A 26,296-nucleotide genomic window follows, 5' to 3' on the forward strand; every position below is an offset into this window, starting at 1 on the left:
AGCCTCAGATCACGGCGCCGGCGCGGTAGCCCACGCCGCGCACCGTCGTGACGATCTTGGGGTTGTCGGGATCCTGCTCGACCTTGGCGCGCAGGCGCTGGACGTGGACGTTGACCAGCCGCGTGTCGGCCTTGTAGTGATAGCCCCACACCTGTTCGAGCAGCATCTCGCGGGAGAACACCTGCTGCGGCTTGGCGGCGAGCGCCACGAGCAGCTCGAACTCCAGTGGCGTGAGCGCGATCACGTCGTCGCTGCGGCGCACCTCGTGCGCGGCGACGTCGACGGCGAGGTCGCCGATGCGCAGCGTGTCGCCGGCGGGCTGGGCGGCGGGTCGCAGCCGCGTGCGGATGCGCGCGACGAGCTCCTTCGGGTTGAACGGCTTGACGATGTAGTCGTCGGCGCCGACTTCGAGACCGCGCACCACGTCGGCGGTGTCGGTGCGCGCGGTGAGCATGATGATCGGGATGCCGGACTCGGCGCGCACGCGCGTGCAGATCTCGATCCCGTCCATCCCGGGCAGCATCAGGTCGAGCAGGATCAGGTCGGGGCGCTCGGCGCGCCAGACGTCCACCGCGGCCGCGCCGTCGGCGCAGAACACCGTCTCGAATCCCTCCGTGCGCAGCACGATGCCGATCATCTCGGCGAGGGCGGTGTCGTCGTCGACCACCAGGATGCGTGAAGTCATGTCAACGCGTCGTCCTTTGCGTTCGGCCGGGTGCACGGCGGTGCGCGCCATCCCCATGCGCACTCCACAGTGTAGGAGACACCGCCTGGAGAGGAGCCGAGCGCACTCGTCGGCGTGTGACACGATAGGACCAAACGAGCACGAGGAGGGGACCACGTGACCGCGTACCCGGCCTGGACGCCGGCGGCCCGACCCGGGATCGTCCCCCTTCATCCCCTGGGTTTCGGCACCATCCTCGGTCGATCCTTCTCGGCCCTGCGGCACAACCCGCGCGTTCTGCTGGGCTTCGCCCTCGGCGTGCAGGTCGTCGCCTACCTGCTGCTGATCGTCGGCATCGGCGCGGTGGCGTGGGCGTCGTTCTCACGGCTCGACACCGTGCGACCGGGCACCGACGACTTCAGCACCGTGATGGCCGGATCGATCGCGCTCACCGCGGTGACCGGATTCGTGCTGGGCCTGGCCGCGGGCGCACTGGGTGTCGTCGTGCAGGGTGTCGTGGTGAGCGAGGTCGTCTCGGCGGTGCTCGCCGAGAAGCTCTCGCTCGGCACGCTGTGGCGGCGCGTGAAGCCGGTCGCGTGGCGCCTCGTGGGCTACTCGCTCCTGCTCACCCTCGCCGTCCTCGTGGTCGTGGCGATCGTGGGCGGGGCGCTGTTCGCCCTGGGATCAGTGGCCCTGCCGGTGGCGATCGGCCTCGGGGTGATCCTCGCCCTCGGTGCCATCCCGCTGTGGCTGTGGATCTACACCAAGCTGCTGCTCGTGCCGGCGATCATCATCGTCGAGCACGCCCACCTCGGTGCGGCCGTCGCCCGTTCGTGGCGCCTGATCCGCGGGCGGTTCTGGCCGGCGCTGGGCGTGACGGTCATCGTCGGCGTGGTGTTCGGGTTCGTCGCCCAGGTGATCAGCATCCCGTTCTCGTTCGTGTCGACCGGGCTCAGCACCCTCTTCTCCCCCACCGGCAGCCCGAATGCGAGCGCCGTGATCGCCGTCGTGGTGTCGGGTCTGATCACGCAGGCCGTGACGCTCGCGATCCAGGCGGTCTCGCTGGTGGTGCAGTCCACCGCCGCGGCGCTCATCTACATCGACTGCCGCATGCGCCGCGAGGGCCTCGACCTCGATCTGCAGTCGTACGTGGAGCGAAGGGATGCCGGGGCGCAGGGCCTGCCCGACCCGTATCGCGAGCACATCGGCCGCGAGATCTCTCCCCGACCGGCGGTCGGCGGATACGGCGGATACCCGCCGCCCGGCTACGCCCCCGCCGGCTATCCGGTGCAGCCCGGGTACACCCCGCACCCCGGATACGCGCCCCCGCCCGGGTATCCGCAGCCCGGGTATCCGCAACCCGCGTATCCGCAGCCCGGGTACGCGCCGCAACCCGGATACGCGCCGCAACCCGGGTACGCACCGGAACCCGGCACGCCCGCGCCTCCGCCGTACGCGCCCCCGGCGTCCGCAGCGCAGCCGCCCGCGCCGCCGGCGGCCGAGCCGCAGCATCCCGCTCCCCCGGTTCCTCCCGAGCCCACCCGATGGGCCGCCCCCGGTGCCGCAGGACCGGGCGACCCCGAGTCGCCGTGGTCCTGAGCGTCCTGCGCGTCGCGATCGCGGCGTCCGCCGATCCGGTGGCGCCCGACGGCGACGAGGCGCGGCGCTGGGCGGAGCAGGAGCTGGCGAAACCGGTCTACGCCGTCTCCGAGCCGACCTTCTTCGACCGGGCCGCCCGTGCCGTCGGCGAGTTCCTCACGGCGCTGCTGAACCCCCGGGTGGGCGACGGGTTCGGTCTGGCGCTGGCCGTGGGGGCCGTCGTGATCGTCGTGGTCGTGGTCGTCGTCGCCTTCCTCGTCTGGGGGCGTCCGCGGGCGGTGCACCGCTCGCGCGCGGCGTCGGCCGAGCTGTTCGGCGAGACGGAGGGGCGGACCGCGGCGCAGCTGCGCCGCGACGCCACGGCCGCCGCCGCACGCGAGGAGTGGGATGCGGCGATCGTCCTGCGCTTCCGCGCGCTCGCCCGTGGGCTCGATGAACGCGGCCTCGTCGATCTCGAACCCGGTGCCACCGTGCACCGTTTCGCGCGGCTCGCCGGCCGTGTGTTCCCGGCCGCGACCCCGGCGCTCGACGCCGCCGCGTCGGCCTTCGACGACGTGCGCTACCTGCGCCGCCCCGGCACCGCGGAGCTCTACCAGCGGGTCGTCGCCGCCGACGAGGCCGTCGCCGCCGCCGCGCCCCGGCTCACCCCGCAGGGCGCGCTCGCATGACGACGGTGCAGGCGCCGCCCCGCCGGGGCCGGGCGATCGCCGGCTGGGCGGCGATCGCCGCCGTGCTCCTGCTCGTCGGACTCGTCGGAGTCACCCTGTCCGGCGCCGGCCAGTGGTCGCAGCGCGACGTGCTCGACCCCGAGTCGGCCGCCCCGCAGGGTGCGCGCGCCCTGGCAACGATCCTGCGCGATCAGGGCGTGGACGTCACCGTCGCGCGCGACCGCGGCGCCGCCCGCGCCGCCCTCGCGCAGCGTCCGGCGACGCTCGTCCTGTCCGCCGCGCCGGCGCTCTCCGACGGCGCGCTGCAGGAGCTGGTGGATGCCGCCGCCGGCGTCGTGCTCATCGAGCCGCGGGCGCGCGACCTGCGCATCGGACTGCCCGGGTCGGTTCCCGCCGGCGGGGCGGGCGCGGCATCCGTCACCCCCGGCTGCGACCTGGACGCCGCTCGGCGCTCGGGATCGATCACCCCCGGGGCGGGATTCCGCCCCGGCGACGCGCAGGGCTGCTATCCGCTCGGCGACGGCGCGTACGCGCTGCTGACCTCCGGCACCGCGGCGGCGATCGACGGCCGCGCCACGCTCACCAACGAGCATCTCGCCGCGGAGGGCAACGCCGCCCTCGGCGTGAACCTCCTCGCCGCCCGCGGCGCGGTGGTCTGGTACGTGCCGAGCCTTTCCGACACCGACCTCGCCTCGGCGACCCCGAGCCTGGGAGAGCTGACCCCCGGCTGGGTGACGCCGGCGATCGTCGTGCTGGTGGCCGCGGCGCTGGCCGCGGCGCTGTGGCGCGGCCGCCGGTTCGGGCCGCTCGTGGCCGAACGGCTCCCCGTCACGGTGCGCGCCTCCGAGACGACCGAGGGACGCGCGCGGCTGTACGAGGCCGCCCGCGATCCGCTGCACGCCGCCGACCAGCTGCGCGCCGGCGCCCTCGAGCGGCTCGGGCGCGCCCTCGCGCTGGGCCCGACCGCGGCGGCGCCGGAGATCGCGGATGCCGCCGCCGACCGGCTGCGCGCCGATCGCGGGGTCGTGCGCGGCATCCTGCTCGATGACCGTCCCACCACCGACGCGCAGCTGGTCGCCCTGAGCGACCGGCTGCGCGACCTCGAGAACGCCGTGCGGGCCGCCGTGCGCCCGGAAAGGAACCGCCCATGACGACTCCCGACCAGACCCCCCTCCCTCCCGTCGACGACGCGGCGCTGCGCGAAGCGATGAACCGCGTGCGCCTCGAGGTGGGCAAGGCCGTCGTCGGCCAGGACGGCGCGATCACCGGCATGCTCATCGCACTCCTGGCCCGCGGCCACGTGCTGCTGGAGGGTGTGCCCGGCGTCGCCAAGACCCTCCTCGTGCGCTCCTTCAGCCGCGCGGTGGGCCTGGACGCCAAGCGCATCCAGTTCACCCCCGACCTGATGCCCGGCGACGTATCGGGCTCGCTCATCTACGACGCACGCACCGGTGAGTTCGAGTTCCGCGAGGGTCCGGTGTTCACGAACGTCGTCCTCGCCGACGAGATCAACCGCACGCCGCCCAAGACGCAGTCGGCCCTGCTGGAGGCCATGGAGGAGCGCCAGGTCTCCACCGACGGCGTCACGCGGGCACTCCCCGAGCCGTTCCTGGTCGCCGCGACGCAGAACCCCGTCGAGCACGAGGGCACCTACGCGCTGCCCGAGGCGCAGCTCGACCGCTTCCTCCTCAAGCTCGTCGTCGACCTCCCCGCCCGCGACGCCGAGATCGCGGTGCTGCGCCGGCACGCCGCCGGATTCGATCCGCGCGCGCTGGCCGAGCTCAGCGCGGTGATCGGTGCGGCCGAGATCTCCGCGGCGCAGCGGGCCGCGGCATCCGTCGCCGTCTCCGACGACCTGCTCGCGTACGTCGTCGACCTCGCGCGTGCAACGCGGCAGAGCCCCTCGGTGCAGCTGGGCGTGAGCCCGCGCGCCTCCACGGCGCTGCTGGCGGCGGCCAAGGCCTGGGCGTGGCTGGGTGGATACCCGGCCATCACCCCGGACCACGTGCAGACCATGCTCGTGCCCACGTGGCGCCACCGCATCCGCCTGCGCACCGAGGCCGAGCTCGAAGGCGTCTCGGTCGACGCGGTCCTCGGCGGGGTCGTGCAGCAGACCCGCGTGCCGATCTGATGTACGTCACCGGCCGTCTGCCGCTGCTGGTCGCCGTCGGCGTCGTGCCCGTCGTCGCGCTCGGCGCGGCCGGGATCGACCCGTGGTGGGTGGCCCTCGGCTGGCTGCTCGTGTGCGCGGTCGCAACGGCGACGGATGCCGCATCCGCCGCCGATCCGCGCCGGCTCACCGTCGAGCGCACCGCGCCGCGCCGCGCGCGCCTGGGCGAACCGGTGGCGACCTCGCTCGTGCTGACCAACCCCGGGTCACGCCGGCTCCGCGGCCGCGTGCGCGACGCGTGGCAGCCGACCGCCGGGGCGTCGGCGGAGCGCCTCGTCGTCGACCTCCCGCCGGGTGAACGGCGGCGGCTGTCGGTGCCCCTGCTGCCCCGCCGCCGGGGCGAGCTGGTGAGCGGTTTCGTGGTGGTGCGATCCGACGGTCCTCTCGGGATCGCGGGGCGCCAGGCGCGTCTGGACTCCCGCGGTGCGGTGCGCGTGCTGCCGCCGTTCACGGCGCGGCGACACCTCCCCTCGCGGCTGGCGCGGCTGCGCGAGCTGGACGGCAACACGAGCGTGCAGGTGCGCGGACGGGGCACCGAGTTCGACTCGCTGCGCGAGTACGTGCGCGGCGACGACGTGCGCTCGATCGACTGGCGCGCCACCGCGCGCGCGGGATCCACGATGCTGCGCACCTGGCGGCCGGAGCGCGACCGGCATGTCGTGATCGTGATCGACACCGGCCGCACGAGCGCCGCCCGCGTGGGCGACGGCGTGCGCCTGGATGCCGCGATGGAGGCGGCGCTGCTGCTGGCCGCCCTGGCCACCCGGGCCGGCGACCACGTGCACCTGCTCATGTTCGACCGGGCCGTCCGCGCCCGCGTCACCGGCGTCGACGGCGCGGCACTGCTGCCCGCACTGGTTGATGCGATGGCCCCCGTAGAGCCGCAGCTGATCGACACCGACTGGGATGCCGCGTTCGCCCAGGTGCGCACGTTCACCACGCGCCCGTCGCTCGTGGTGCTGCTCACCGCGCAGGATGCGCCGGAGTCCGCCCGCAGCCTGCTCGGCTCGCTCGCCGGGCTGGGACGGGCGGGGGCGATCGTCGTGGGCACCGCCACCGACACCGGCCTGCACGACGTTGCCGCGCACCGGGCGAGCGCCGAGGACGTGTACCGCGCGGCATCCGCGGAACGCGCGCTGCGCGATGCCCGCCGCGTCGGCCAGGCCCTCGCCCGCGGCGGCGCCGACGCGATCGCCGACACCCCCGAAGACCTCCCGCCGCGCATCGCCGACCGCTACCTCGCCCTCAAGGCCGCCGGTCGCCTCTGACATCCTCCTCAGGGACTGCTCACCTGACGCAACACGCCCTCGGGAGCGTGCACGACGGGCGTGTCGCGTCAGGTGAGCGGTCCGGAGAGGGTGCACGCGGAACGGCCCGGAGCGCGGACGCCCCGGGCCGTTCGCACGCGTCGGCTCAGAGCGTGTCGGCGACCTTCTCGGTGGCCGCCTCGGTCGCGGGCAGCTTGTCGTGCGCGTTGAGCACGCGGAACACCAGCGCGGCCAGTGCGCCGCCGATGATCGGGGCGACGAAGTACAGCCAGTAGGAGCCCCATGCGAACTCGCCGTGCACGGCCAGTCCCAGGGCGATGGCGGGGTTGAATCCGCCGCCGGAGATGCCGCCGACCGCGACGGCGCCGACGAAGACCGTCGAGCCGATCGCGAGCCCGTAGAAGGAGTTGTTCGGGTGGTCCTTGGAGGTGGCGACGTTGAGCACGACGTAGACGAGCACGAAGGTCCACAGGGCCTCGACGAGGAACGCGGCGCCGACGTTCTCCAGCTGCAGGCTCGCCGCGGCCGCCGGCCACACCACGAAGCTGAGCGCGGCGCCCAGCGCCGCGCCCACGAGCTGCACGACGATGTAGGAGATCGCGCCGACGACGTCGATGCCGCCGCGCAGCCAGACGCCCACGGTCACGGCGGGGTTCAGATGCGCGCCGGAGATGTGGCCGGTGGCGTAGACGAGCACCATGAGCACGAAGCCGATCGCGAGAGGCGTGAAGGGGCTCGCACTGTTGACCGCCCCGACGACGGCGAAGGCGAAGATAACCCGCCGATGAATTCGGCGAGTGAGTGGCGGACGAGGCTCGACATGAAGGTATCCCCTGGGGTCTCGATGGAGGCGCGATGCGAGGCGCCTCCCTCACCGTATTGCACTCACAGCCGGCTCACAGGTTGCGACGCCCGGTGTTACGGATGCGTACACCTGTCGCGGGTGAGACCCACCGCGCGCGCGGCATCCGCTAGCGTCGGTGCCGGAGGCGACCGGCCACGCCCTCCGAAGGAGCATCCGTGAGCGATCCGAAGCCCGACGTCCCGGTCGATCCCACCGCGCTCGACCACACCCCCGCGCCCGCTCCGACCGGACCGTCCACCGCCACGACGCTCGTCGCCGAGGCGCTCGGCACCTTCCTGCTGGTCATCGGCGTGATCGGCACCGCCCTGTTCGCCGCGAACTTCGGAGCGAGCCCCGAGGGCACGTCGCTCGGCGTGGGGTTCCTGGGCGTCTCGTTCGCCGTCGGCCTCGCCGTCATGGCCGGCGCCTACGCGTTCGGCCCGATCTCGGGCGGGCACTTCAACCCCGCGGTCACGCTGGGCCTGGCCGCCGCCGGCCGCTTCCCGTGGAGCGGCGTGCTCGGCTACATCGTCGCTCAGGTGATCGGCGGCGTCGTGGCCACGAGCGCCCTGGTGCTGATCGGACTGTTCGGACCGGACGGATGGCTCGGCGCCAAGCAGGACGCCGGATTCGCCAGCAACGGCTACGGCCCGGCCTCCCCCGGCGGCTTCGGGCTCGGCGCGGCGATCGTCGTGGAGGTGCTCTTCACGGCGATCTTCGTGACCGTGATCCTCGGTGTCACCCACCGCACGCGCGGGAACGCCGGACTCGCGGGACTCGTGATCGGGCTCACCCTGACCCTCATCCACCTCGCCACGATCCCGATCGACAACACGTCGGTGAACCCGGCGCGCTCGATCGCGACCGCGATCTACGGCGGCGGCGAGGCGCTCGCCCAGCTGTGGGTGTTCATCGTGTTCCCGCTGCTCGGGGGCGTGATCGCCGGGCTGGTCTATCGCGCCCTGTTCGACGGTCAGCGCAAGGCCTGATCTCGGGCATCCGCTCGTCCCCGCGGGTACCGGCCGTCAGCCGGCGACGAGGCGCGGGGTGCCGGTCTCGTACTCGGTGAGGTCGCCGGTCTCGCCCAGACGGGCCGCACGACGACCGACGACGAGCATGTAGACGAGGAAGGCGCCCAGCGCCGCCGCGCCCAGGCCGATCTTGACGGGCCACGGCCACGGCTGCGCGGTGACGAAGCCCTCGACGAGCCCCGACAGCGCGAGGGCGAACACGAGCCCGATCGCGACGGTGCCGAGCGCGCGGCCCGCCGCCGCCACCGCCTCACCGCGCGAGCGCGCGCCGGGAGCGACCCACGCCCAGAAGATGTGCAGGCCCGCCGCCCCGGCGACGAAGATGCTCGTCATCTCGAGCAGCCCGTGCGGGAGGATGAACAGCACGAACACGTCGCCACGGCCGAACGCGAGCATGATCGCCGCGGCCGTGCCGATGCCGACGGCGTTCTGGATCAGCACCATGACCGGCCAGATGCCGGTGATGCCGAACAGGACGCACTGCGCGGCGATCCAGGCGTTGTTCGTCCAGACGGTGCCGGCGAACACCGCCGCGGGGTTCTCGCTGTAGTACCCCGTGAACTGCTCGTCGGCGTAGTGCTGCAGCTGCGCCTTGCTCCCCAGCGACGCGACAAGTGCCGGATCGCCCGAGACCCAGAACGCGACGACGGATGCGGCGGCCACGAACACGATCGCGATGACGAGCGTGGTCCAGCGCAGCCGGTACAGCGCGGCGGGAAGCTGCAGGGCGAAGAAGCGCGGGATGCGGCGCAGCACGTTCTCCGAGCCACCCGTCAGCCGCAGCCTCGCGCGGGCGAGCAGGGTGGAGACGTGGTCGCCCTGCGGGGTGCGCCCCGCCGAGGTCTTCATGTCGGCGAGGTCGGCCGACGCCGAGCGGTACCGCGCCACCAGCTCGTCGACCTCGGGGCCGGTCAGGCGCCGCGTGCGCCCCAGGGCGTTCAGCCGCGCCCACTCGTCGCGTCGTGCGGCGGTGAGGGCGTCGAGGTCCACGTGATTCACTGTACCCATGACGGATGCTCCCGCTCCCGCGATCACCCGCGTCGAGCTCGCGCAGGACGAGATCCTCACCGGCGAGGCGGTCGCGCTCGACGTGCAGCCGGTCGGCTTCTTCCTGCGGGCACTGGGCACCCTCATCGACATGCTCGTCGGCGTCACCGTCTACGTGCTCTTCCTGGTGTCGGCCGGCTGGGCCTCCGCGCAGGGCGCGCTCGATCCGGTGCTGTTCCCGATCCTGTCGGTGACGATGCTCGTGGTGGTGACCGTCGTGATCCCCACGACGGTCGAGACCGCCACGCGCGGACGCAGCGTCGGAAAGCTCGCGGTCGGGGCGCGCATCGTGCGGATCGACGGCGGGGCATCCGGGTTCCGCCAGGCGTTCATCCGTGCGGTCGTCGGGGTGTTCGAGCTCTGGTTCACGGTGGGCGCGGTGGCCGCGCTCACCGGGGCGTTCTCTCCGCGCGCCCAGCGGCTGGGCGACCTGCTCGCCGGCACCTACTCCGAGCGCACGCGCGCCGCGGCGCTTCCTCCTCCGGCCCCCGGCGTGCCGCCGTTCCTGGCCGGCTGGGCCGGAGTGGCCGACGTCGCGCGCCTCCCCGACCGTCTCGCGCGCCGCGTGGCGCAGTTCGTGCGTCAGGCCGAGCACATGGCGCCGTCCGCGCGGGCGCGGGTGGCGGCATCCCTCGCCGCGGAGGTGCACCCGTTCGTCTCGCCCGTTCCCGCCGCGGACCCCGAAGGACTGCTGCGGGCGGTCGCCGCCGTGCGGCGCGACCGCGAACTGCACGCCCTGATGCTCGAGGAGCGCCGCGTGGCCGCGCTGACCGCCGCCGCGCCCGACGCTCCCCGCGGCTTCCCCGCTCGCTGAGCCGCGTCGGCCGCGCGCCGGGGCGGGTCAGTAGCGGTAGTGGTCGAGCTTGTAGGGGCCCTCGACGGGGACGCCGATGTAGGCGGCCTGCTGCGGGGTGAGGGTGGTCAGCTCGACGCCGAGCGCATCGAGGTGCAGACGGGCGACCTTCTCGTCGAGCACCTTGGGGAGCACGTAGACGCCGATCGGGTACTCCGCGGTGTTCGTGTACAGCTCCAGCTGCGCCAGCACCTGGTTGGTGAACGAGGCGCTCATCACGAACGACGGATGCCCCGTGGCGTTGCCGAGGTTCATCAGTCGGCCTTCGCTGAGCACGAGCACGCTGCGGCCGGTGGGCAGGCGCCACTCGTGCACCTGCGGCTTGATCTCGATCGCCTCGGCGCCCGGGAGAGCCTCCAGCCCGGCCATGTCGATCTCGTCGTCGAAGTGGCCGACGTTGGCGACGATGGCGAGGTGCTTGAGTCCGAGCAGGTGGTCGACGGTGACGACGCCCTGGTTGCCGGTGCCGGTCACGATGATGTCGATGTCGCCGATCACGGCGTCGAGCGGCTTCACCTGGTAGCCGTCCATCGCGGCCTGCAGCGCGCAGATCGGGTCGATCTCGCCGACGATCACGCGCGCGCCCTGACCGCGCAGCGCCTCGGCCGCACCCTTGCCCACATCGCCGTAACCGACGACGAACACGGTCTTGCCGCCGATGAGCACGTCGGTGGCGCGGTTGAGCCCGTCGGGCAGCGAGTGGCGGATGCCGTACTTGTTGTCGAACTTCGACTTCGTGACGGAGTCGTTCACGTTGATCCCGGGGAACAGCAGGGTGCCCGCGGCGGCGAGCTCGTACAGCCGGTGCACGCCCGTGGTGGTCTCCTCGGTCACGCCCAGGAGACCGTCGGCGATGCGGGTCCAGCGGCCGGCGTCCGACGCGAGCGAGGAGCGGAGCAGGTCGAGGATCACGCGGTACTCGGCGGAGTCGCCGGGCGCGGCATCCGGCACCGCGCCTGCCTTCTCGAACTCGACGCCCTTGTGCACGAGCAGGGTGGCGTCACCGCCGTCGTCGAGGATGAGGTTGGGGCCGTCGGCGCCCTCGTCCGACCAATCGAAGATGCGGTCGGTGCACGACCAGTACTCCTCGAGCGTCTCGCCCTTCCACGCGAACACCGGAACCCCGGCGGGGGCCTCGACGGTGCCGTTCGGGCCCACGACGACCGCGGCGGCGGCTTCGTCCTGGGTGGAGAAGATGTTGCAGCTGGCCCAGCGCACCTGGGCGCCGAGGGCGACGAGCGTCTCGATGAGCACCGCGGTCTGCACCGTCATGTGCAGCGATCCGGCGATGCGGGCGCCGGCGAGCGGCTGCGAAGGGCCGAATTCCTCGCGGAGGGCCATCAGCCCCGGCATCTCGTTCTCGGCCAGCCTCAGCTGGTGGCGACCGGCTTCGGCGAGCGAGAGATCGGCGACGGCGTACGCGGGCGTGGTGGAGACAACGGCAGAAGTCGACATCCCGCCATTCTCGCATCCGACGGTGGGAGTCAGCGCACCGTTTCGTGCCGTACGACGATCCAGCCCTTCGGGACGGACAGCCGATCGGTGTGGATCGCGCAGAGATCGTGGGCGTGCGGGTCGTCGCCCGCGCCCAGGGGACCGAGCGCGGCCATCTGATCCCCGTAGTCGTAGGTCAGGGTGGTGACGGCCTCGCGGGCGCAGGCCACCTTCGAACACAGTCTCTCGCGCATCGTCGTCATGCTAGTGCGGCTCCGGGACGGGATCGGGATGCCGCGCCGGACCGCCCGACCGGAGACCTAGGATGGGGCTCATGGCGTGGCGACGGTCGGCGAACACCCCTGCTCCGGTACGCCGGCGGCCCTCCCGTCACGGCCGCCACGGCCGCGAGGACCGCAGCCCGGTCGTGCGGCCGCCGCTTCCGCCGCTGGACACCCGCGCCGAGCGATTCGACCTGGCGGTGGGCACCGCCGCGGAGTTCCTCCGGTCGGCCTGGCCGGAGCTCGAGGACGTCAGCTTCGAGATCGCCGACCTCCCGCAGGAGACCGACGAGGGCGGCATACCGCGCTGGACGGCCCTGCCGACCGAGAAGCGCATCATCGTCTACCGGCTGCCGATCGAACGACTGGGGCATCCGCACCGCGACGACGATCTGCATCGACGCATGATGGTCGAGGGCTGCGTCTTCCGCGCCGCCGCGGAATACCTCGACCGCGATCCCTGGGACCTCGGCCCCGAGCGGTTCCGGTACTTCTGAGCCGCCCTACGGATAGACCGTGATGGTGCGCGCCGCCGCGTCGGCGGGCCACACCGGGAACGCCGCGAGGCCGCCCGCGCCGCCAGCCGACACTCCCGCACGCACCCCGGTACCCGGATCGAGCGAGTACACGGTCCGTGCGGCGAGCGTCGTGGCCGCGCTGCCGTGCGCGGGCACGACGACCGACTGCGCGGACCCGCCGACCGGACCCAGGCGGACGGTCGTCTCGGTGTCGCCCTCGTTCACCAGGGTCAGCGTCGCGGCGGCATCGGCGGGGCTGGCGAACAGGCTGGGCGTCGTCAGCGCCGGCGCGGGCGTGTACCAGGCGAAATCCGTCGCATCGCCCGACCCGGCGACCTGCCAGACGGCCGCCACCACGGGCAGCTCGGCCTGCACGCGCACGGTGTACTGCCCCACGGGCAGGCCGCTGAGGTCGAGTTCGAGAGGCGCGCCGGCGCCCAGCGGCACGGTCGTGGGCGCCGTGGCCGGCTGGGTGGCGCCGACCGCGGTGACCGTGACGGTCGCCGAGGCCGCTCCCAGCGGGGAGAGCATGCGCACGAGGGTGGATGCTGCAGACGCGCCGGCAGCGCTCGGGGCGGCGGTCACGGCCACGCCGGGAATCGTCACGTCGGGGGCACTGGCGGGCACCGCGCCGATCTGATCGACGCCGCTGGCGACGAGCGTTCGGGTCGTGGAGGTCTGCAGCGCCGCCATGACGGGGGCGCCCGTCGCGCTCACCCGCACGACGGGGCTGGCCTCGCCGAGGGCGAGTCCGGCCAGCGGCACGGCCAACTGCGTGCCCGCGGGCACCACGATCGACGATCCGCCGGGCGGCACGACCGGTCCGTTAGTGCCGTATACCGTCAGCTGCACCGTGGCGGGCACAGCGCCGGGATTGGCCAGCAGCACGATATCCGCCGAGCCCGTGGTGCCGGCCCCGCCGATCAGCCACGACTCCGTCAGCGGCTGACGACAGGCCGAGACGGCCAGACCGCGCAGATCGGCGTCGGAGGCGACCGACGAGCCCGTGGCCGCGGCATCCACGATCCGTCCGCCCTCGGGGCCTGCGGACAGCGCGGTGCCCCCTGCGGACAGGCCCCCGGCCCCGCGCAGCGTGGACAGGCGCGGGTCACCGGTCGCGGCGCCCGAGATCACGGTCTGCCCTGTGGCCACGACCGGGGTGCCGGCGCCACCAACGCCGCGCCCCAGGGCGAGGAGTCCGCCGCTGCATGCCAGCACGTTCGCGGCGGGGGCCGGGGTGGCCTCGACCGAGACCGGCTCGCGCGCGAGGGTCGGCCAGGGGGCCGCGACGGCCGTGACCACCAGTGCGGCGAAGCCGACCGCAGCGGCGGTGCCGATCACGACACGGGCACTGGTGGTGGCCCAGCGGTAGCGGGAGCCGTCGCTCATCGGATCTCTCCTCCGTCGGGGCCGACGATGCGCGACGACCGCCGGGCCGCACGGCGCGAGACGCGCGTGGGCACCGCCAGCAGCAGGGCGGCCGCGACCGCGGCGAGCTGGATCGCGGCGATCGCCCACGCGCGGGAGCGCGACGCCTCGTCGTGCGCGCGCGGCTGCGTGGGGGCCGTGACGCGCCACAGGTCGCCCTTGGCGGTCGATCCCACCGTGTCGAGGCCGTCGCGCTGATCGAGCGCGGTGACGGCTGCCAGGCGGAACGCACGCGCGTCGTCGGACTCGGGCGTCGCCGCCGGAGCGAGCAGCACGAAGCCCACGCCGGCATCCGCGAGTCGCTGCACGACGTCGCCGGCGCTGGAGGTGATCAGGTCGGCGGTGAGCGCGGCGATCCGGCGATCGGCGTCGCTGACCGCCGTGCGGGTCGCGGAGAGGGTGGACTGCCCGCCGATCGTGTCGCTGCCGCCCCACACGACCCGCGCCGCCACCCCGCCGGTGCTCTGCGGCGCGAGGGTGACCGTGCCCACGTCGGGATCGTCGCGTCCGGCGGCGGCCACGTAGGCGGGGAGCGTGCTGTCGGGGCCGTTGGCGAGGGCTGCCGTGTCGCGCTCGACCGAGTCGCGGGCGACCGCGGTCAGGGCCGGGACGGCGAGCAGGACGATGCTGAGCAGGGCCGCGCCGGCCAGCACGCTGCGCACGACGGCCAGACGAGGCATCCGCAGCGCGTCGAGGGCGGCGAGGGCGCCGCCGAGCACGCCGAGCCACGCGAGGCTGAGCGCGCTTCCCGGCCACAGTGGCACCGGAACGGACTGCGAGAACGAGACCGAGATGCCGACGACCGCGAACGCCGTGCCCAGCCCCACCGCCGCGACGCCGAGCATCACGGCTCCGGCGGCCCAGCGCACGGTGAGCGGCGAGACGAGGGCGAGGACGGCGAGGGGCGCGGCCAGGAGCGGCACCCACCAGGTGGGCACGCCGTCGAGGAACAGCCCCCAGCCGCCGGGATCGGAGGTGGGGAACCCTGCGGCCAGGAGCGCGCGACCGGCGGCATCCGCGCCCACCTGCGGTCCCGCCCACACGACTCCCGGATCGGCGAGGAGTCCGAGCATCGTTCCGGCGCGCAGATGCGCCCAGGCGAGCGGAGCGAACACCACGGCCGTGGGCACGAGCGTCCAGATCAGGCGGGGCACGCCACGTCCGGACCGCAGCACGATCGCGAGCACGATCGCGACCACCGCGAGCACCGCCAGCGCGGGCGCCAACGACGGCGCGCACGCCGCGACGGCGAGGAGGAGGAGGGATGCCGCCCCCGCCGCCGCCCAGGACCGGTGCGCGACGCTCCCCGCGAAGAACAGCCACGGCAGCAGGAGGTGCACGAGCACGGCGGTCGGACGGCCGGTGGTCAGCGCCGCGAGGAATGTCGGGGCGAGCATCCACACCGCACCGCCGACGATGCGCAGGAGCGAACGGGAGGTGATCCGGGTGGCGGCGAACCAGCCGCCGAGCGCGGCCAGCGGGAGTGCCGCGATCCACAGGAGCACGATCGCGCGGGACGGCTCGCCCGGCCAGAGCGATCCGAGCACGGCGATCACCGCGGCGAACGGGTCGGCCGGTGCGGCCCCGCCGAGTCCCGACGCCCGGACGCCGTACGCGGCATCGGTCCACAGCTGCGCGACGGTGGCCCGGAGCGGTTCGAGTGCTCCTCCGCCTAGGACGGGCCAGGCGAGGAGCTTCGCGAACACCAGGATCGAGAGCACCAGCGCGGCCAGCACCAGCCACGCACCGCCGCCCACGAAGAACCGGAGCTCCTCGCGCACGGGGGCCGTCGCGGCATCCGGATCGTCGTCGTCACCCCGCTCCCTCAGCTGCGCCCGCGTGACGCGCAACGGGGCGAGCTGGCTCCACGGCGCGCGACGCGCACCCCGGATGCGGCCGCGGGCGGCCGCCACCGACCCCACCCGCACGAACGCGAGCGCGGTCGCGGCCCATTCGATCCCGACGAGGAGCGGATGCTTCGCCACGAGGTGGACGACGGTGCGCCAGAGCGCGGTCGGCAAGAGGCTCAGCCACAGGAACGGCAGCGCGACCGGGTGCGCGTAGACGAGGCGGCGGTGCAGACGCGCGGTGCGCTCGCTGAGCGCGCGACGCTGCGCCCCCGGCCCTCGGGGCGCTCCGGAGACCCCCGCGACACCGTCGCCGGCCACGGCGACGACCGACGACGGCACGACCGACACCCGGGCGCCGGCCAGACGCGCGCGCACGCCGAGGTCGAGGCCCTCGTCCGCGCCGAGGAGCGCGCGGTCGAGACCTCCCAGCTGTCGCCACGCGTCGGTGCGCACGAGCAGGCCGCGCACATCGCCGGCGAGCACGTCGTCGTCCCCGTCGTGCTGCCCTTGGTCGAGCTGTCCGTCGGCGAGCCCGACGGTGCGTCCGGAGGCGGTCATGCTCACGCCCAGCGAGACGATCGCGGTGCGGTCGTCCCAGCGGACGAGCTTCGGCGCGACGTAGGCGACCGACGGCGCGAGTTCGAGGGCGCCCGCCAGCCGCGCGAGGGCCTCCGGCTCGGGCGCGGTGTCCTGCGCGAGGAGCCAGACCGCGTCCCCGGTCAGGCGGGGGGTGGCCAGGGCGGCCGCCGCAGCGAAGCGGGTGCCCGATCCGGTGGTGATGACCGACTCGGCTCCCGATCCCGAGGCCATCTCGCGCAGGCCGTCCTCCTCGCCGCACAGCACGATCGTCAGCGCGTCGATGCGCCGCTGCTGCTCGCCGAGCGCGGCGAGGGTGCGCTTCAGGTGGAGGGCCGCCGAGGTGCGCCCGTCGGGGCGCACTACGAGAATGGCGTGGACTCTGGCGGGCATGACGTGGTCAGCCTAAGCGCGCGATCTCGGCGATCCCGGCCGACACCCCGGCCCGGTCGCACGGCGCGACCACTCCGAGGCCCGTCATCCCTGCCGAGCCTCGGCGTGATCGCGTCAGGCGCGACGCTTCAGCTTGCGACGCTCGCGCTCGCTGAGTCCGCCCCAGATGCCGAAGCGCTCGTCGTTCTGCAGCGCGTACTCCAGGCATTCGCCGCGGACGTCGCACGTCGTGCAGATGCGCTTCGCGTCACGGGTGGAGCCGCCCTTCTCGGGGAAGAACGCCTCCGGATCCGTCTGCGAGCACAGCGCGTCGGTCTGCCAGGACAGCGGGTTGTCATCGACTGCCTCTGCAGGTCGACGCACCCCCGGAACGCCCAGCTGAACTGGATCGACGAACCAGTTGTCAGGGACGCCTGAGCGATAACCCGTCATCTCGATCTCCCACCCCTGTATCCCCCCGGATGTGTACGAGACCAATTACACCGGTGTAATTCGCTGAGGTCAAGTCGCGGATACTAAAGCCTCATCCGGCGGTTGAACCTTCGCGACGCGCCGTCCGCGTGTCGTCCTCAGCCCCATGAGAGAAATCTCATCTCGATCGCGCGGCGGGCTCATTCCCCCGGCTCGGCCACGAACAGCTCGCCCGCCCCCGTGACCCGCAGCGGCGACTCGTCCGCGCTCGCGAACAGCGACTCCCCCGGACGCAGCGACACCGACTCCCCGCCCGCCCCGCGCACCTCGAGGGCACCCGCGGTGCACAGCGCGATGGCCGCGCCGGAGGTCGCGACCTCGTGCGCGGCATCCGCTCGCACGCGCAGCAGCGCGAAGTCGGGCACGCCCGGCGCGAAGCGCTCGACCCCCTCGGCGACCGTGCGGGCCGGCAGCAGCGTCGCGGGGCCCGACGACGCGTCGAGCACGCGCAGCAGCTCGGCGACATCGATGTGCTTGGGGGTCAGACCGCCGCGCAGCACGTTGTCGCTGGCGGCCATGATCTCCACGCCGATGCCCGACAGGTAGGCGTGCAGGATGCCGGCCGGGACGAACAGGGCCTCGCCCCGGCGCAGCACCACGAGGTTCATCAGCAGTGCGACGACGATGCCCGGATCGTCGGGCTGCAGCGCGGCGAGGCGGCGCGTGATCGCGAGTTCGGCGGCGAACTCCCCCGGCCCTGCGGTCCCGGCCGCGGCGACGATCGCCGCGACCGTCTCGCGCGCGTCGCCCGACAGCAGCCACGCGATCGTCTCGCGCAGGACGGTGTCGTCGTCGGAGCCGGCGAGCCACTCCTGCAACGGCGCCGCCGCCGGGCCGAGCGCCGTGAGCAGCCGTCGCGTCGCGGCGAGGTCGCGCAGCCCGCTGAGGGCCTCGAAACCGTCGCGCAGCGCCACGATCACCTCGGGCTTGTGGTTGTCGTCCCGGTAGTTGCGCTCGGCCGCGTCTACCGGGATGCCCGCGGCATCCTCCCGCGCGAAGCCCTCCTCCGCCTGCGCCTTCGACGGATGCGCCTGGATCGACAGAGCGGATGCCGCGGCCAGCAGCTTCAGCAGGTACGGGAGCCGGTGCTCGGCGCCGAGCACCTGGTCGAGCGTGCGGCCGGAGCCGTCGTCGACCCGCGCGGGCGCGCCGGGGTGATCCCCCAGCCACACCTCGGCTTCGGGGCGGGGGCTCGGCGCGCGACCCTCGAGCTCGGCGATCAGCGTGGTCGACCCCCACGCGTAGTCGCGCGGGGTGTTGGAGAGGCGGGTCAGCACCCCTCCAGCCTAGGCGCGGGGTCGCGCTAGCCTGAGTCCACGATGACGGTCCACACGAGGCATCCGGTGTCGGCGCCCCCGGCCGCCCCGGTCCGCGAGAAGACGGGGCATCTCGCGCTGCGCGCCTGGTGCATCTTCGTGCTCTTCTCCGCCGTCGCCGGGGTCGCCTGGATCCACGCGATCGGCGCGATCGCCACGGCCGTCCTCGTGGGGGCGAGCGCGGTCGTGTCCGTCGTGGTCTGGCTGAACGTCCGGCCGGTCGTGCAGTGGCGGCGGCTCCCCTGGTTCGCACTCGCCTATGTGCTGTGGGCGGGCCTGTCGCTGGCGTGGTCGGCGTGGATCGCGACATCCGCCCTCACCTGGCTGCTGCTGGTGGTCACCACGCTGCAGGCCTTCTTCGTGGCGAGCGTGCTCACGTGGCGCGAGCTGGTGCGCACGATCGTGTCGGCGCTGAAATGGGCCCTCGGTCTGTCGATCCTGTTCGAGCTCGGCGTCGCGCTCTTCGTGCGCGGGCCGCTGCCTCCGCTCTTCGCGGGCATCGACGGCGCGGCGTGGTCGGACGGGCAGCTGTTCGGCGGCGGCCGCCTGCAGGGGATCTGGGGCAGCGCCAACCTGCTGGGGGCGATCGCCCTCGTGGCGATCGTGGTCTTCGCGCTCCGCTTCGCCGCGCGCGCCCCGCGCCGGGTGCTGCTGGGCGGATGGCTCGTGCTCGCCGCGTACCTCCTGTGGCGCTCCGGCTCCGCGACCGCGCTGCTCGCGGCCGGCTGCGTGCTCGTCGTGCTCGCGACGGTGCTGCTGATGCGCACCGCCGCCCGGCCGGGGCAGCGCACCAAGCACTACATCGGTTACGCGGTGGTCGGTTTCGGCGGACTGACCGCGCTGTGGTTCGTGCGCGAGCCGATCTTCGCCGCGCTCGGGCGCAGTGCCGACCTCGCCGCCCGCGAGCGGATCTGGGAGGCCGTCCTCGCCCGCGCCGGCGAGCGCCCGGGCGCCGGATGGGGCTACGCGAACCCGTGGCTGCCCTGGGATCCTGCGCTGTACGGATCGTTCGTCGAGGACGGCCGCGTGGTCACGCAGGCGCACAGCATGTGGATCGACGTGCTGCTGCAGCTGGGCGTCGTCGGCGTCGTGCTCATCGGGATGACGTACCTCGCGTTCGTCTGGCGCTCGTGGTTCTTCGCCGTCGATCGGCCGCGGTGGGACCTCCGCGCCGATCGCCCCTACTCCCCCTTGACGCTCCTGCCGACCCTGCTGGCGACCGTGCTGCTCGTGGTGGGCCTGTCCGACTCCGCCCCGCTGGTGCTGTGGGGCTGGATGTTCCTGGCGATGCTCGGGTTCAAGATCAAACAGTCCCCGCTCATCGGCGTCGGTCCCGCCGAGCAGCGCATCGCGATGGAGCAGGGCCTGCCGGAGGGTGTCGCGGCCGCCGAGCGCTGACTCAGTCCGTCAGGTGGTGCGCGATCACGTAGTCGGCGATCGCCATCGAGCTCGTCGCCGCGGGCGAGGGGGCGTTGCGCAGGAGGGTGACGGCCCCGACCTGATCGACGGCGAAGTCGTCGAGCAGTTCGCCGCCGCGGCCCCACGCCTGCGCACGGACGCCGGCGGCGGATTTGTGCGTGAGGTCCGACATCCGCAGCTCCGGCACGAACCGACGCGCCTTCTGGAAGTACAGCGGCTTGATCAGCGACCCCGAGATCTCGTCGACACCCATCCGCCAGTGCTTCTTCGCCAGCGGCAGCGCGCCCGGCCAGCGCAGCGACTCCCACGTGTCCTTCGGAGAGATGCGCAGCCAGTCGTACCCTTCGCGTGCGAGCGCGGGTACCGCGTTCGGCCCGACGTGGACGTTGTCGTAGACCCCGCGCGTGAAATGCACCCCGAGGAACGGGAACCGCGGGTCGGGCACCGGGTAGATCATGCCCTTCACGAGATCGGTGCGCCCCGGCGCCATCTCCCAGTACTCCCCGCGGAACGGCAGGATCTTCGGCGAGGGGTCGGCACCCACGAGCCGCGCCACGATGTCGGACTGCAGCCCCGCGCAGACGATCACGCGGTCGAAGACGTCGTCCGAGACCGGCGTCACCACCCGCACCCGTCCGTTCTCGGTGCGCAGCCGTGTCACTTCGTGGCCGAGGCGGATGCCTCCTCCCGCCGCGCGCACGTCCTGCGCCATCGCCTCGGTGATCGACGCGTAGTCGACCGCGGCGGTGTGCGGGGAGTGCACTGCGGCGACTCCCGCCACGTGCGGCTCGATTTCACGGAGCCCGGCCCCGTCATCGATGCGGACGAGGTCGGGCACGCCGTTGGCGATCGAGCGGCGTTCGATCTCGGCGAGGGCCGGCAGCTCGGACTCGTCGACAGCGACGACGAGCTTCCCGACCTCGCGATACGGCAGCGACCTCTCCGCGCAGAAATCGCGGAGGAGAGCACGCCCGGCCGCGCAGAGGGATGCCTTGAGCGAGCCCGGAGTGTAGTAGAGGCCGGCATGCACCACGCCCGAGTTGTGGCCGGTCTGGTGCTGAGCGAGGCGCCCCTCCTTCTCGAAGACCGTGACCTGGTCACCCCGCGCGGTCAGGGCGCGCGCGAGCGCGACCCCGACGATGCCGCCGCCGACGATGCCGATCGCGTCGCTCATGCTCGCCCTTCCCCCAGACGTCAGGCACAGGATAGCCGGTGGGTGAGCCCGCTCCGGTCACGACGACTGCATGGGGCGGGCGACATCCAGGGTCCGCTCGGCGCGGCCGGGTAGGCTCGATTCTCGGCATCCCCTTGCACGCGCCGACCATCAGGAGCCCCGACACGTGACCCACGTTCTGCAGAACGTCGTCTTCCCCACGGAGCGCGACCCCGATCTCCTCCCCCTCTACGTCGATCCCGAGACGTGGTCCGTCATCGACGAGGAGCCCGTGCGCGTGTCGAACCGGGCGCAGCTGGGCAACATCCTCGGCCGCACGACGGCGCGGATCGTCGCAGGGCGACGCGTATCGTTCGGCACCTACTTCAACGCGTTCCCCGCCTCGTACTGGCAGCACTGGACCGCCGTGCGCGATGTGACGCTGACGGTGCGCACCAAGGGCCCGGCGACGGTCCTCGTCTACCGATCGAACGGTGCGGGGGTTCGGCAGCGCGTCGAGACCCGTGAGGTCGACGACGTCGCGGTGTCGGAGTTCCACCTCGTGCTCGACCAGTACAGCGACGGCGGTTGGATCTGGTTCGACATCGTCGCCGACGAGAAGAACGCGCTGTTCGAGGGCGCGCAGTGGACGACGGATCAGGAGCCCGTGCGCACCGGCAAGGCGTCGATCGGCATCACCACCTACAACAAGCCCGACTACTGCATCCAGACGCTGACCGCACTCTCGGAGTCCGCCGACGTGCTCGAGGTGCTCGACCGGATCTTCGTGATCGACCAGGGCGACCAGCGCGTCGACGCCGAGCCGGAGTTCCCCGCGGTGAGCGGCGCCCTGGGCGACACGCTGCAGGTCATCACGCAGCCGAACCTCGGCGGCTCGGGCGGGTTCGCCCGGGCGATGTCGGAGACCCTCCACCGACCGGACACGAGCGACTTCGTGCAACTCCTCGACGACGACGTGCGCATCGAGCCCGAGTCGGTGCGCCGCTCCGTGGTGTTCGGACGGTTCGCCTCCGTGCCGACGGTCGTGGGCGCGCACATGTTCGACCTGCTCGACCGCCCCAAGCTGCACGCCTGGGCGGAGGTGGTCGACGATCAGCCCTTCATGTGGCGCGCTCTCTACCAGGAGAAGCTTCCGCACGATTTCAGCGTCGCCAACCTGCGTCAATCGCCCATGCTGCACATGAGGCTGGACGCCGACTACAACGGCTGGTGGATGTGCCTCATCCCGACGGAGATCATCCGAGAGATCGGGTTGCCGCTGCCCGCCTTCATCAAATGGGACGACGCGGAGCACTGCCTGCGCGCCCGCGACGCGGGCTACCCCACGGTGTCGATGCCCGGCGTCGCGCTCTGGCACGTGTCATGGGTGGGCAAGGACGACTCGATCGACTGGCAGGCGTACTTCCATGCCCGCAACCGCATCGTGGCGGGACTCCTGCACTCGCACTCCCCCAACGGCGGAACGCTCATCCGTCACAGCCGTCGCGTCGATCTGAAGCACCTCATGATGATGCAGTACTACCCGGTCGCGCTGCGGCACCGGGCGCTGCGCGACATCCTCTCCGGTCCCGCGCACATGCGCGCGAACCTGGCCACCGCCATGCCGGCGGCGCGCGCCCTGGCGAAGGAGTTCCCCGAGACCCTCGTGCACAAGGACAGCGGGGTGCCGATGCGATCCCGCCGGGGCCGGATCGTGTTCAAGCGTCAGCGCTTGAACGAGTTCGACAGCCCGACCGGCCTCGCGCTGAGGTGGTTCACGCTGACCACCCTCCTGTCGCACTGGTTCCACGCTCCGCGGCCCGAGAACATCCGTCAGCCCGAGGTGGAGTTCGGCAAGGGCGACGCGCACTGGTGGCGCCTGCCGCACTACGACAGCGCTCTGGTGAGCGCGGCCGACGGATCGGGCAAGAACGTGTACACGCGCAACCGCCGGAAGTTCCGGGCGATGCTCCTGGACAGCCTCCGGCTGCACGCCCGGCTCCAGCGGGAGTGGCCGAAGCTCGCGGCGCAGTATCGGAACGCGAGCGCCGACCTGACATCGCCGGAGGCCTGGCGACGCACGTTCGAGGACGCCTCGTGACCGAGGCATCCGCGTTCGACCCCGCGACGGCCACGATCGCGATCGTGACGTACAACCGGTCGCACCTGCTGACCCGCCTGCTCGACTCCCTCGTCGAGATGGACCCGAAGCCCGGCCACGTCGTGATCGTCGACAACGCCTCCACCGACGACACCACGGACGTCGTGGAGTCCTATCGCGACCGCGTCGGCACCGAGATCGTCTACCGCCGCCTCGACACCAACACGGGGGGATCCGGCGGGTTCAGCGAGGGCATGCGCGTCGCCTACGAGCTCGGGTCGACCTGGATGTGGCTGATGGATGACGACGTCGAGGTGCTCCCCGACGGTCTGGCCCGCATGGGGCACTGGGCGCCGCGCTTCAAGAGCATCCAGGGGCGCCGCTACGACTACGACGGCAGTCCGTTCTACTGGCAATACCGCGTCGCCGAATCGATGGCCATCCCCATCCCGTTCGCTCCGGCCGGCTTCGACGAGTCCGGCTTCAAGGCGATGAACTCCGGATGCTTCGAGGGCATGTTCATCCATCGCGACATCGTGGCACGCATCGGCCTTCCCGACCCGCGCTTCTTCATCTACTGGGACGACCAGCTCTACGGCTGGCTCGCCTCCCGCATCACCGCATCGGTGATCGTCGACGAGTTCGTGCTCCGCCGCACGCGGGAGATCAAGCAGCACGACTTCGGCGTGCGTCACATGAACGCCTCGAGCAACGCCTACCGCTACTACATCATGCGAAACCGGGCGATCATCAAGCGCTATTACCGTGCGAAAGGCGTCTACAACCCGGTCATGTTCGGTCTCGGGACCGCCCTGACGTTCGGCAAGGAGCTCATCCGGCTGGTGCTCGTGGAGCGCACCGTGCGCGGCACGTCCCACCTGCTCCGCGGGCTCCGCGACGGTCGCGCGATCGCGCGGGATGCCGCGTGGCAGCCGATGCCGGCGCTGGCCGCCTAGGGGCGCGCGCCCGACATCAGAAGCCGGCGCCACGCCAGAGCGTCGCGGATGCCCTCTTCGACGGTCCTCGTCGCGCTCCAGCCGAGCAGGTCCCGCGCGCGATCGACCGCCGCGTACCCTCCGGCGACATCGCCCGGACGGCGCGCACCCTCGCGCACCTCCATCCCGCCGCCGACCACTCGATCGAAGATCCCGGTCAGCTGCCGGACGGTCATCGGCACTCCCACCCCGATGTTAAGAGCACGGAACGGCATCGCGGCGGTCACGACCTCGTCGAACACCTCGATCGCGCGCACGTGTGCGAGCGCGAGATCCCAGACGTGGACGAAATCGCGCACGCCGCTCCCGTCCGATGTCGGCCAGTCCACCCCGGTGATGGTGAACGTCTCGCCGACTTCCCACGCGTGGATCAGCCGTCCCACGACGTGCGTCGGCGCTTCGTCACGCAAGCCGGTGCGCAGGAGCGGGTCCGAGCCGATCGGGTTGAAGTAGCGGAGCGCGAGCGCCCGGGTCTGTCCCGCATGGGATGCATCGGCCAGCATCCGCTCCCCGATCATCTTCGACGCCGCGTAGGGGCTCGACGGGAGGAGCGGGGCGTCCTCGTCGAGACCGGAGCCGTCGTCGGCCCGGTAGATCGAGGCGGACGAACTGAAGACGACCCGCTGGATCCCGCGGGTTCGCAGGGCCTCGAGCATCAGGGCGGTCTTGCCGACGTTCGTCGCGTAGTAGTCCAGCGGGTCGCTCATCGACTCCGCGACGATCGTCTTCGCGGCGCAATGGATGACGACGGCGATCTCGGGGTGGTCCGCGACGATGCGGTCGATCACGGCGCCGTCGGCGATGTCGCCGACGTACATCGAGGCCCCCGGCGGTACGCCGTCGCGTCCGGTCGAGAGGTCGTCCAGCACCACGACGTCGATCCCGCGATCGAGGCAGGCGTACGCGACGGCGCTGCCGATGAAGCCCGCGCCCCCGGTCAGCAGCACCTTCACGACTCGTCCTCGCCGAACGTCGTCACGGCCGTGCCCGCGCTACGCGAGCGCGTTGTTCCACATCGACAGTGCCGAGCCGATCGCCATGTGCATGTCGAGGTACTGGTAGGTGCCGAGCCGTCCGCCGAAATGCACGTCCTTCTCCCCCTTGCCCAGCTCCCGGTACGCGAGCAGGCCCGCGCGGTCGTCCGCGGTGTTGATCGGGTAGTACGGCTCGTCGTCGCGGTCGGCGAAGCGGGAGAACTCCCGCATGATGACGGTCTTGTCCTTGGGGTAGCGATCCTCGCGCTCCGGGTGGAAGTGGCGGAACTCGTGGATGCGCGTGTAGGGGACGTCGGCGTCGGCGTAGTTCATCACCGAGGTGCCCTGGAAGTCGCCGACCGGGAGCACCTCCTGCTCGAGGTCGATGGTGCGCCAGCTCAGCGCGCCCTCGGCGTAGTCGAAGTAGCGGTCGACCGGGCCGGTGTAGACGATCGGAAGCTGGCCGACGGTCGCCGCTTTGTTCAGCGGCTGAGACTCGTCGAAGAAGTCGGTGGAGAGCTTCACCTCGATGTTCGGGTGGTCGGCCATGCGCTCGATCCACGCCGTGTAGCCGTCGGTGGGCAGCCCCTCCCACGTGTCGTTGAAGTAACGGTTGTCGTAGGTGTAGCGCACCGGGAGCCGGCTGATGATCTCCGCGGGGAGCTCCTTCGGATCGGTCTGCCACTGCTTGCCGGTGTAGTCGCGGATGAACGCCTCGTAGAGGGGCCGGCCGATGAGGCCGATGCCGCGCTCCTCGAGGTTCTGAGCCGTCTTGGGGTCGAACTCGCCGGCGAGCTCGTGGACGAGGGCGCGCGCCTGGTCGGGCGTGTGCGCGCTCTGGAAGAACTGGTTGATCGTCCCGAGGTTGATCGGCAGGGGGAACACGACGCCCTTGTGGTTCGTGTAGACGCGGTGCACGTAGTTCGTGAAGGTCGTGAAGCGGTTGACGTACTCCCACACCGTCGGGTTGGACGTGTGGAAGAGGTGCGCGCCGTACCGGTGCACCTCGATGCCGGTCTCGGGCTCGTCCTCGCTGTAGGCGTTGCCCCCGATGTGGTGGCGACGATCGATGACCGACACCTTCCGACCGGATGCTGCGGCACGCTCGGCGATCGTGAGTCCGAAGAATCCCGAGCCGACGACGAGAAGATCCATCCATTCCACCTTCGTGGTTCGTGTGCCGCGGGCACGGCGGAGAGCGGGTGCGCTCCCTCGATCCTATCGTCGCGCGTCGCGACGCCCG

The 26,296-nt window shown here is 72.4% G+C and carries 23 protein-coding genes; 11 read left to right on the forward strand and 12 right to left on the reverse strand.

From position 1 onward, the window contains the following. Window positions 1-4 precede the first annotated feature (4 nt). On the reverse strand, window positions 5-685 hold the full coding sequence (mtrA, locus tag ACSJDX_RS15390; RefSeq protein WP_438353506.1) for an MtrAB system response regulator MtrA: 681 nt from the start codon (window positions 683-685) through the stop codon (window positions 5-7). A 156-nt stretch (window positions 686-841) separates the two neighbouring features. Between mtrA and ACSJDX_RS15395 the strand changes: the two genes are divergently transcribed. Genes ACSJDX_RS15395 through ACSJDX_RS15415 form a run of 5 tightly spaced genes read left to right on the forward strand, consistent with a single transcriptional unit; the run spans window position 842 to window position 6,369 of the window. Beyond that, entirely contained in the window at window positions 842-2,263 is a 1,422-nt protein-coding gene (locus tag ACSJDX_RS15395) for a glycerophosphoryl diester phosphodiesterase membrane domain-containing protein (protein WP_438353507.1), read from the forward strand. Next, window positions 2,254-2,931, forward strand: a complete 678-nt coding sequence (locus tag ACSJDX_RS15400) for a DUF4129 domain-containing protein (RefSeq protein WP_438353508.1) — start codon at window positions 2,254-2,256, stop codon at window positions 2,929-2,931. The genes ACSJDX_RS15395 and ACSJDX_RS15400 overlap by 10 nt, the downstream gene beginning before the upstream one ends. Further along, the gene (locus tag ACSJDX_RS15405) at window positions 2,928-4,082 is read left to right on the forward strand and encodes a DUF4350 domain-containing protein (protein ID WP_438353509.1); all 1,155 of its coding nucleotides are present in this window, start codon (window positions 2,928-2,930) and stop codon (window positions 4,080-4,082) included. The genes ACSJDX_RS15400 and ACSJDX_RS15405 overlap by 4 nt, the downstream gene beginning before the upstream one ends. Next, window positions 4,079-5,062, forward strand: coding sequence for an AAA family ATPase (locus ACSJDX_RS15410; RefSeq protein ID WP_438353510.1), 984 nt, complete (start codon window positions 4,079-4,081; stop codon window positions 5,060-5,062). Before ACSJDX_RS15405 ends, ACSJDX_RS15410 begins: the two co-directional genes overlap by 4 nt. Further along, window positions 5,062-6,369, forward strand: a complete 1,308-nt coding sequence (locus tag ACSJDX_RS15415; RefSeq protein ID WP_438353511.1) for a DUF58 domain-containing protein — start codon at window positions 5,062-5,064, stop codon at window positions 6,367-6,369. Before ACSJDX_RS15410 ends, ACSJDX_RS15415 begins: the two co-directional genes overlap by 1 nt. Window positions 6,370-6,514: 145 nt before the next feature. On the opposite strand, the gene ACSJDX_RS15420 is transcribed toward ACSJDX_RS15415, so the two are convergent. Beyond that, on the reverse strand, window positions 6,515-7,069 hold the full coding sequence (locus ACSJDX_RS15420) for an MIP/aquaporin family protein (RefSeq protein WP_438353512.1): 555 nt from the start codon (window positions 7,067-7,069) through the stop codon (window positions 6,515-6,517). A 320-nt stretch (window positions 7,070-7,389) separates the two neighbouring features. On the opposite strand from ACSJDX_RS15420, the gene aqpZ reads away from it, so the two are divergent. Beyond that, complete coding sequence (aqpZ, locus tag ACSJDX_RS15425; RefSeq protein ID WP_438353513.1) at window positions 7,390-8,202, forward strand: aquaporin Z; 813 nt, start codon at window positions 7,390-7,392, stop codon at window positions 8,200-8,202. 36 nt (window positions 8,203-8,238) lie between these two features. Here aqpZ and ACSJDX_RS15430 read toward each other — a convergent pair whose 3' ends face one another. Then, on the reverse strand, window positions 8,239-9,234 hold the full coding sequence (locus ACSJDX_RS15430) for a stage II sporulation protein M (protein ID WP_438353514.1): 996 nt from the start codon (window positions 9,232-9,234) through the stop codon (window positions 8,239-8,241). A gap of 16 nt (window positions 9,235-9,250) precedes the next feature. Between ACSJDX_RS15430 and ACSJDX_RS15435 the strand changes: the two genes are divergently transcribed. Then, entirely contained in the window at window positions 9,251-10,105 is an 855-nt protein-coding gene (locus ACSJDX_RS15435; RefSeq protein WP_438353515.1) for an RDD family protein, read from the forward strand. A 27-nt stretch (window positions 10,106-10,132) separates the two neighbouring features. Here the strand turns inward: ACSJDX_RS15435 and ahcY are convergent, their stop codons facing one another. Together ahcY and ACSJDX_RS15445 are read right to left on the reverse strand one after the other, a co-directional pair. Continuing rightward, entirely contained in the window at window positions 10,133-11,599 is a 1,467-nt protein-coding gene (ahcY, locus tag ACSJDX_RS15440; RefSeq protein WP_438353516.1) for an adenosylhomocysteinase, read from the reverse strand. Between the two features lie 29 nt (window positions 11,600-11,628). After that, window positions 11,629-11,832, reverse strand: a complete 204-nt coding sequence (locus ACSJDX_RS15445; protein WP_438355011.1) for a DUF3499 family protein — start codon at window positions 11,830-11,832, stop codon at window positions 11,629-11,631. 80 nt (window positions 11,833-11,912) lie between these two features. Here ACSJDX_RS15445 and ACSJDX_RS15450 point away from each other — a divergent pair, with 80 nt between their 5' ends. After that, a complete protein-coding gene (locus ACSJDX_RS15450) occupies window positions 11,913-12,356 on the forward strand; it encodes a metallopeptidase family protein (protein WP_438353517.1) in 444 nt (147 codons plus the stop codon). Window positions 12,357-12,362: 6 nt separating this feature from the next. Here the strand turns inward: ACSJDX_RS15450 and ACSJDX_RS15455 are convergent, their stop codons facing one another. The 4 genes from ACSJDX_RS15455 to manA all read right to left on the reverse strand — a co-directional run bounded on the left by ACSJDX_RS15455 (window position 12,363) and on the right by manA (window position 18,372). After that, window positions 12,363-13,766, reverse strand: coding sequence for a DUF5719 family protein (locus tag ACSJDX_RS15455; RefSeq protein ID WP_438353518.1), 1,404 nt, complete (start codon window positions 13,764-13,766; stop codon window positions 12,363-12,365). Continuing rightward, a complete protein-coding gene (locus tag ACSJDX_RS15460) occupies window positions 13,763-16,624 on the reverse strand; it encodes a glycosyltransferase (RefSeq protein WP_438353519.1) in 2,862 nt (953 codons plus the stop codon). Before ACSJDX_RS15460 ends, ACSJDX_RS15455 begins: the two co-directional genes overlap by 4 nt. Window positions 16,625-16,738: 114 nt before the next feature. After that, window positions 16,739-17,056, reverse strand: coding sequence for a WhiB family transcriptional regulator (locus tag ACSJDX_RS15465; protein ID WP_438353520.1), 318 nt, complete (start codon window positions 17,054-17,056; stop codon window positions 16,739-16,741). A gap of 179 nt (window positions 17,057-17,235) precedes the next feature. Then, complete coding sequence (gene manA, locus ACSJDX_RS15470) at window positions 17,236-18,372, reverse strand: mannose-6-phosphate isomerase, class I (protein WP_438353521.1); 1,137 nt, start codon at window positions 18,370-18,372, stop codon at window positions 17,236-17,238. 42 nt (window positions 18,373-18,414) lie between these two features. Between manA and ACSJDX_RS15475 the strand changes: the two genes are divergently transcribed. Next, window positions 18,415-19,809, forward strand: coding sequence for an O-antigen ligase family protein (locus ACSJDX_RS15475; protein ID WP_438353522.1), 1,395 nt, complete (start codon window positions 18,415-18,417; stop codon window positions 19,807-19,809). Between the two features lies 1 nt (window position 19,810). On the opposite strand, the gene lhgO is transcribed toward ACSJDX_RS15475, so the two are convergent. After that, a complete protein-coding gene (lhgO, locus tag ACSJDX_RS15480) occupies window positions 19,811-21,004 on the reverse strand; it encodes an L-2-hydroxyglutarate oxidase (protein WP_438353523.1) in 1,194 nt (397 codons plus the stop codon). Window positions 21,005-21,170: 166 nt separating this feature from the next. Here lhgO and ACSJDX_RS15485 point away from each other — a divergent pair, with 166 nt between their 5' ends. Both ACSJDX_RS15485 and ACSJDX_RS15490 read left to right on the forward strand, forming a co-directional pair. Continuing rightward, the gene (locus ACSJDX_RS15485; protein ID WP_438353524.1) at window positions 21,171-23,084 is read left to right on the forward strand and encodes a glycosyltransferase; all 1,914 of its coding nucleotides are present in this window, start codon (window positions 21,171-21,173) and stop codon (window positions 23,082-23,084) included. Beyond that, entirely contained in the window at window positions 23,081-24,040 is a 960-nt protein-coding gene (locus ACSJDX_RS15490) for a glycosyltransferase (protein ID WP_438353525.1), read from the forward strand. Before ACSJDX_RS15485 ends, ACSJDX_RS15490 begins: the two co-directional genes overlap by 4 nt. Here the strand turns inward: ACSJDX_RS15490 and galE are convergent. Continuing rightward, window positions 24,037-25,032 carry a UDP-glucose 4-epimerase GalE gene (gene galE, locus ACSJDX_RS15495; RefSeq protein WP_438353526.1) on the reverse strand — a complete coding sequence of 332 codons (996 nt, stop codon included), beginning with the start codon at window positions 25,030-25,032 and terminating at the stop codon, window positions 24,037-24,039. The genes ACSJDX_RS15490 and galE overlap by 4 nt on opposite strands. 39 nt (window positions 25,033-25,071) lie before the next feature. After that, on the reverse strand, window positions 25,072-26,208 hold the full coding sequence (gene glf, locus ACSJDX_RS15500) for a UDP-galactopyranose mutase (RefSeq protein ID WP_438353527.1): 1,137 nt from the start codon (window positions 26,206-26,208) through the stop codon (window positions 25,072-25,074). Between the last annotated feature and the right edge of the window lie 88 nt (window positions 26,209-26,296).

The sequence above is a fragment of the Microbacterium fluminis genome (assembly GCF_051549805.1).
GTDB lineage: Bacteria > Actinomycetota > Actinomycetes > Actinomycetales > Microbacteriaceae > Microbacterium.

Coding starts and splice junctions, on each gene's coding strand:
- ahcY (WP_438353516.1), bottom strand. CDS start 11,599: ATGTCGACTTCTGCCGTTGTCTCCACCACGCCCGCGTACGCCGTCGCC.
- lhgO (WP_438353523.1), bottom strand. CDS start 21,004: ATGAGCGACGCGATCGGCATCGTCGGCGGCGGCATCGTCGGGGTCGCG.
- ACSJDX_RS15420 (WP_438353512.1), bottom strand. CDS start 7,069: ATGGTGCTCGTCTACGCCACCGGCCACATCTCCGGCGCGCATCTGAAC.
- mtrA (WP_438353506.1), bottom strand. CDS start 685: ATGACTTCACGCATCCTGGTGGTCGACGACGACACCGCCCTCGCCGAG.
- ACSJDX_RS15445 (WP_438355011.1), bottom strand. CDS start 11,832: ATGCGCGAGAGACTGTGTTCGAAGGTGGCCTGCGCCCGCGAGGCCGTC.
- glf (WP_438353527.1), bottom strand. CDS start 26,208: ATGGATCTTCTCGTCGTCGGCTCGGGATTCTTCGGACTCACGATCGCC.
- ACSJDX_RS15415 (WP_438353511.1), top strand. CDS start 5,062: ATGTACGTCACCGGCCGTCTGCCGCTGCTGGTCGCCGTCGGCGTCGTG.
- ACSJDX_RS15465 (WP_438353520.1), bottom strand. CDS start 17,056: ATGACGGGTTATCGCTCAGGCGTCCCTGACAACTGGTTCGTCGATCCA.
- ACSJDX_RS15435 (WP_438353515.1), top strand. CDS start 9,251: ATGACGGATGCTCCCGCTCCCGCGATCACCCGCGTCGAGCTCGCGCAG.
- ACSJDX_RS15450 (WP_438353517.1), top strand. CDS start 11,913: ATGGCGTGGCGACGGTCGGCGAACACCCCTGCTCCGGTACGCCGGCGG.
- ACSJDX_RS15405 (WP_438353509.1), top strand. CDS start 2,928: ATGACGACGGTGCAGGCGCCGCCCCGCCGGGGCCGGGCGATCGCCGGC.
- ACSJDX_RS15410 (WP_438353510.1), top strand. CDS start 4,079: ATGACGACTCCCGACCAGACCCCCCTCCCTCCCGTCGACGACGCGGCG.
- ACSJDX_RS15475 (WP_438353522.1), top strand. CDS start 18,415: ATGACGGTCCACACGAGGCATCCGGTGTCGGCGCCCCCGGCCGCCCCG.
- ACSJDX_RS15455 (WP_438353518.1), bottom strand. CDS start 13,766: ATGAGCGACGGCTCCCGCTACCGCTGGGCCACCACCAGTGCCCGTGTC.
- ACSJDX_RS15460 (WP_438353519.1), bottom strand. CDS start 16,624: ATGCCCGCCAGAGTCCACGCCATTCTCGTAGTGCGCCCCGACGGGCGC.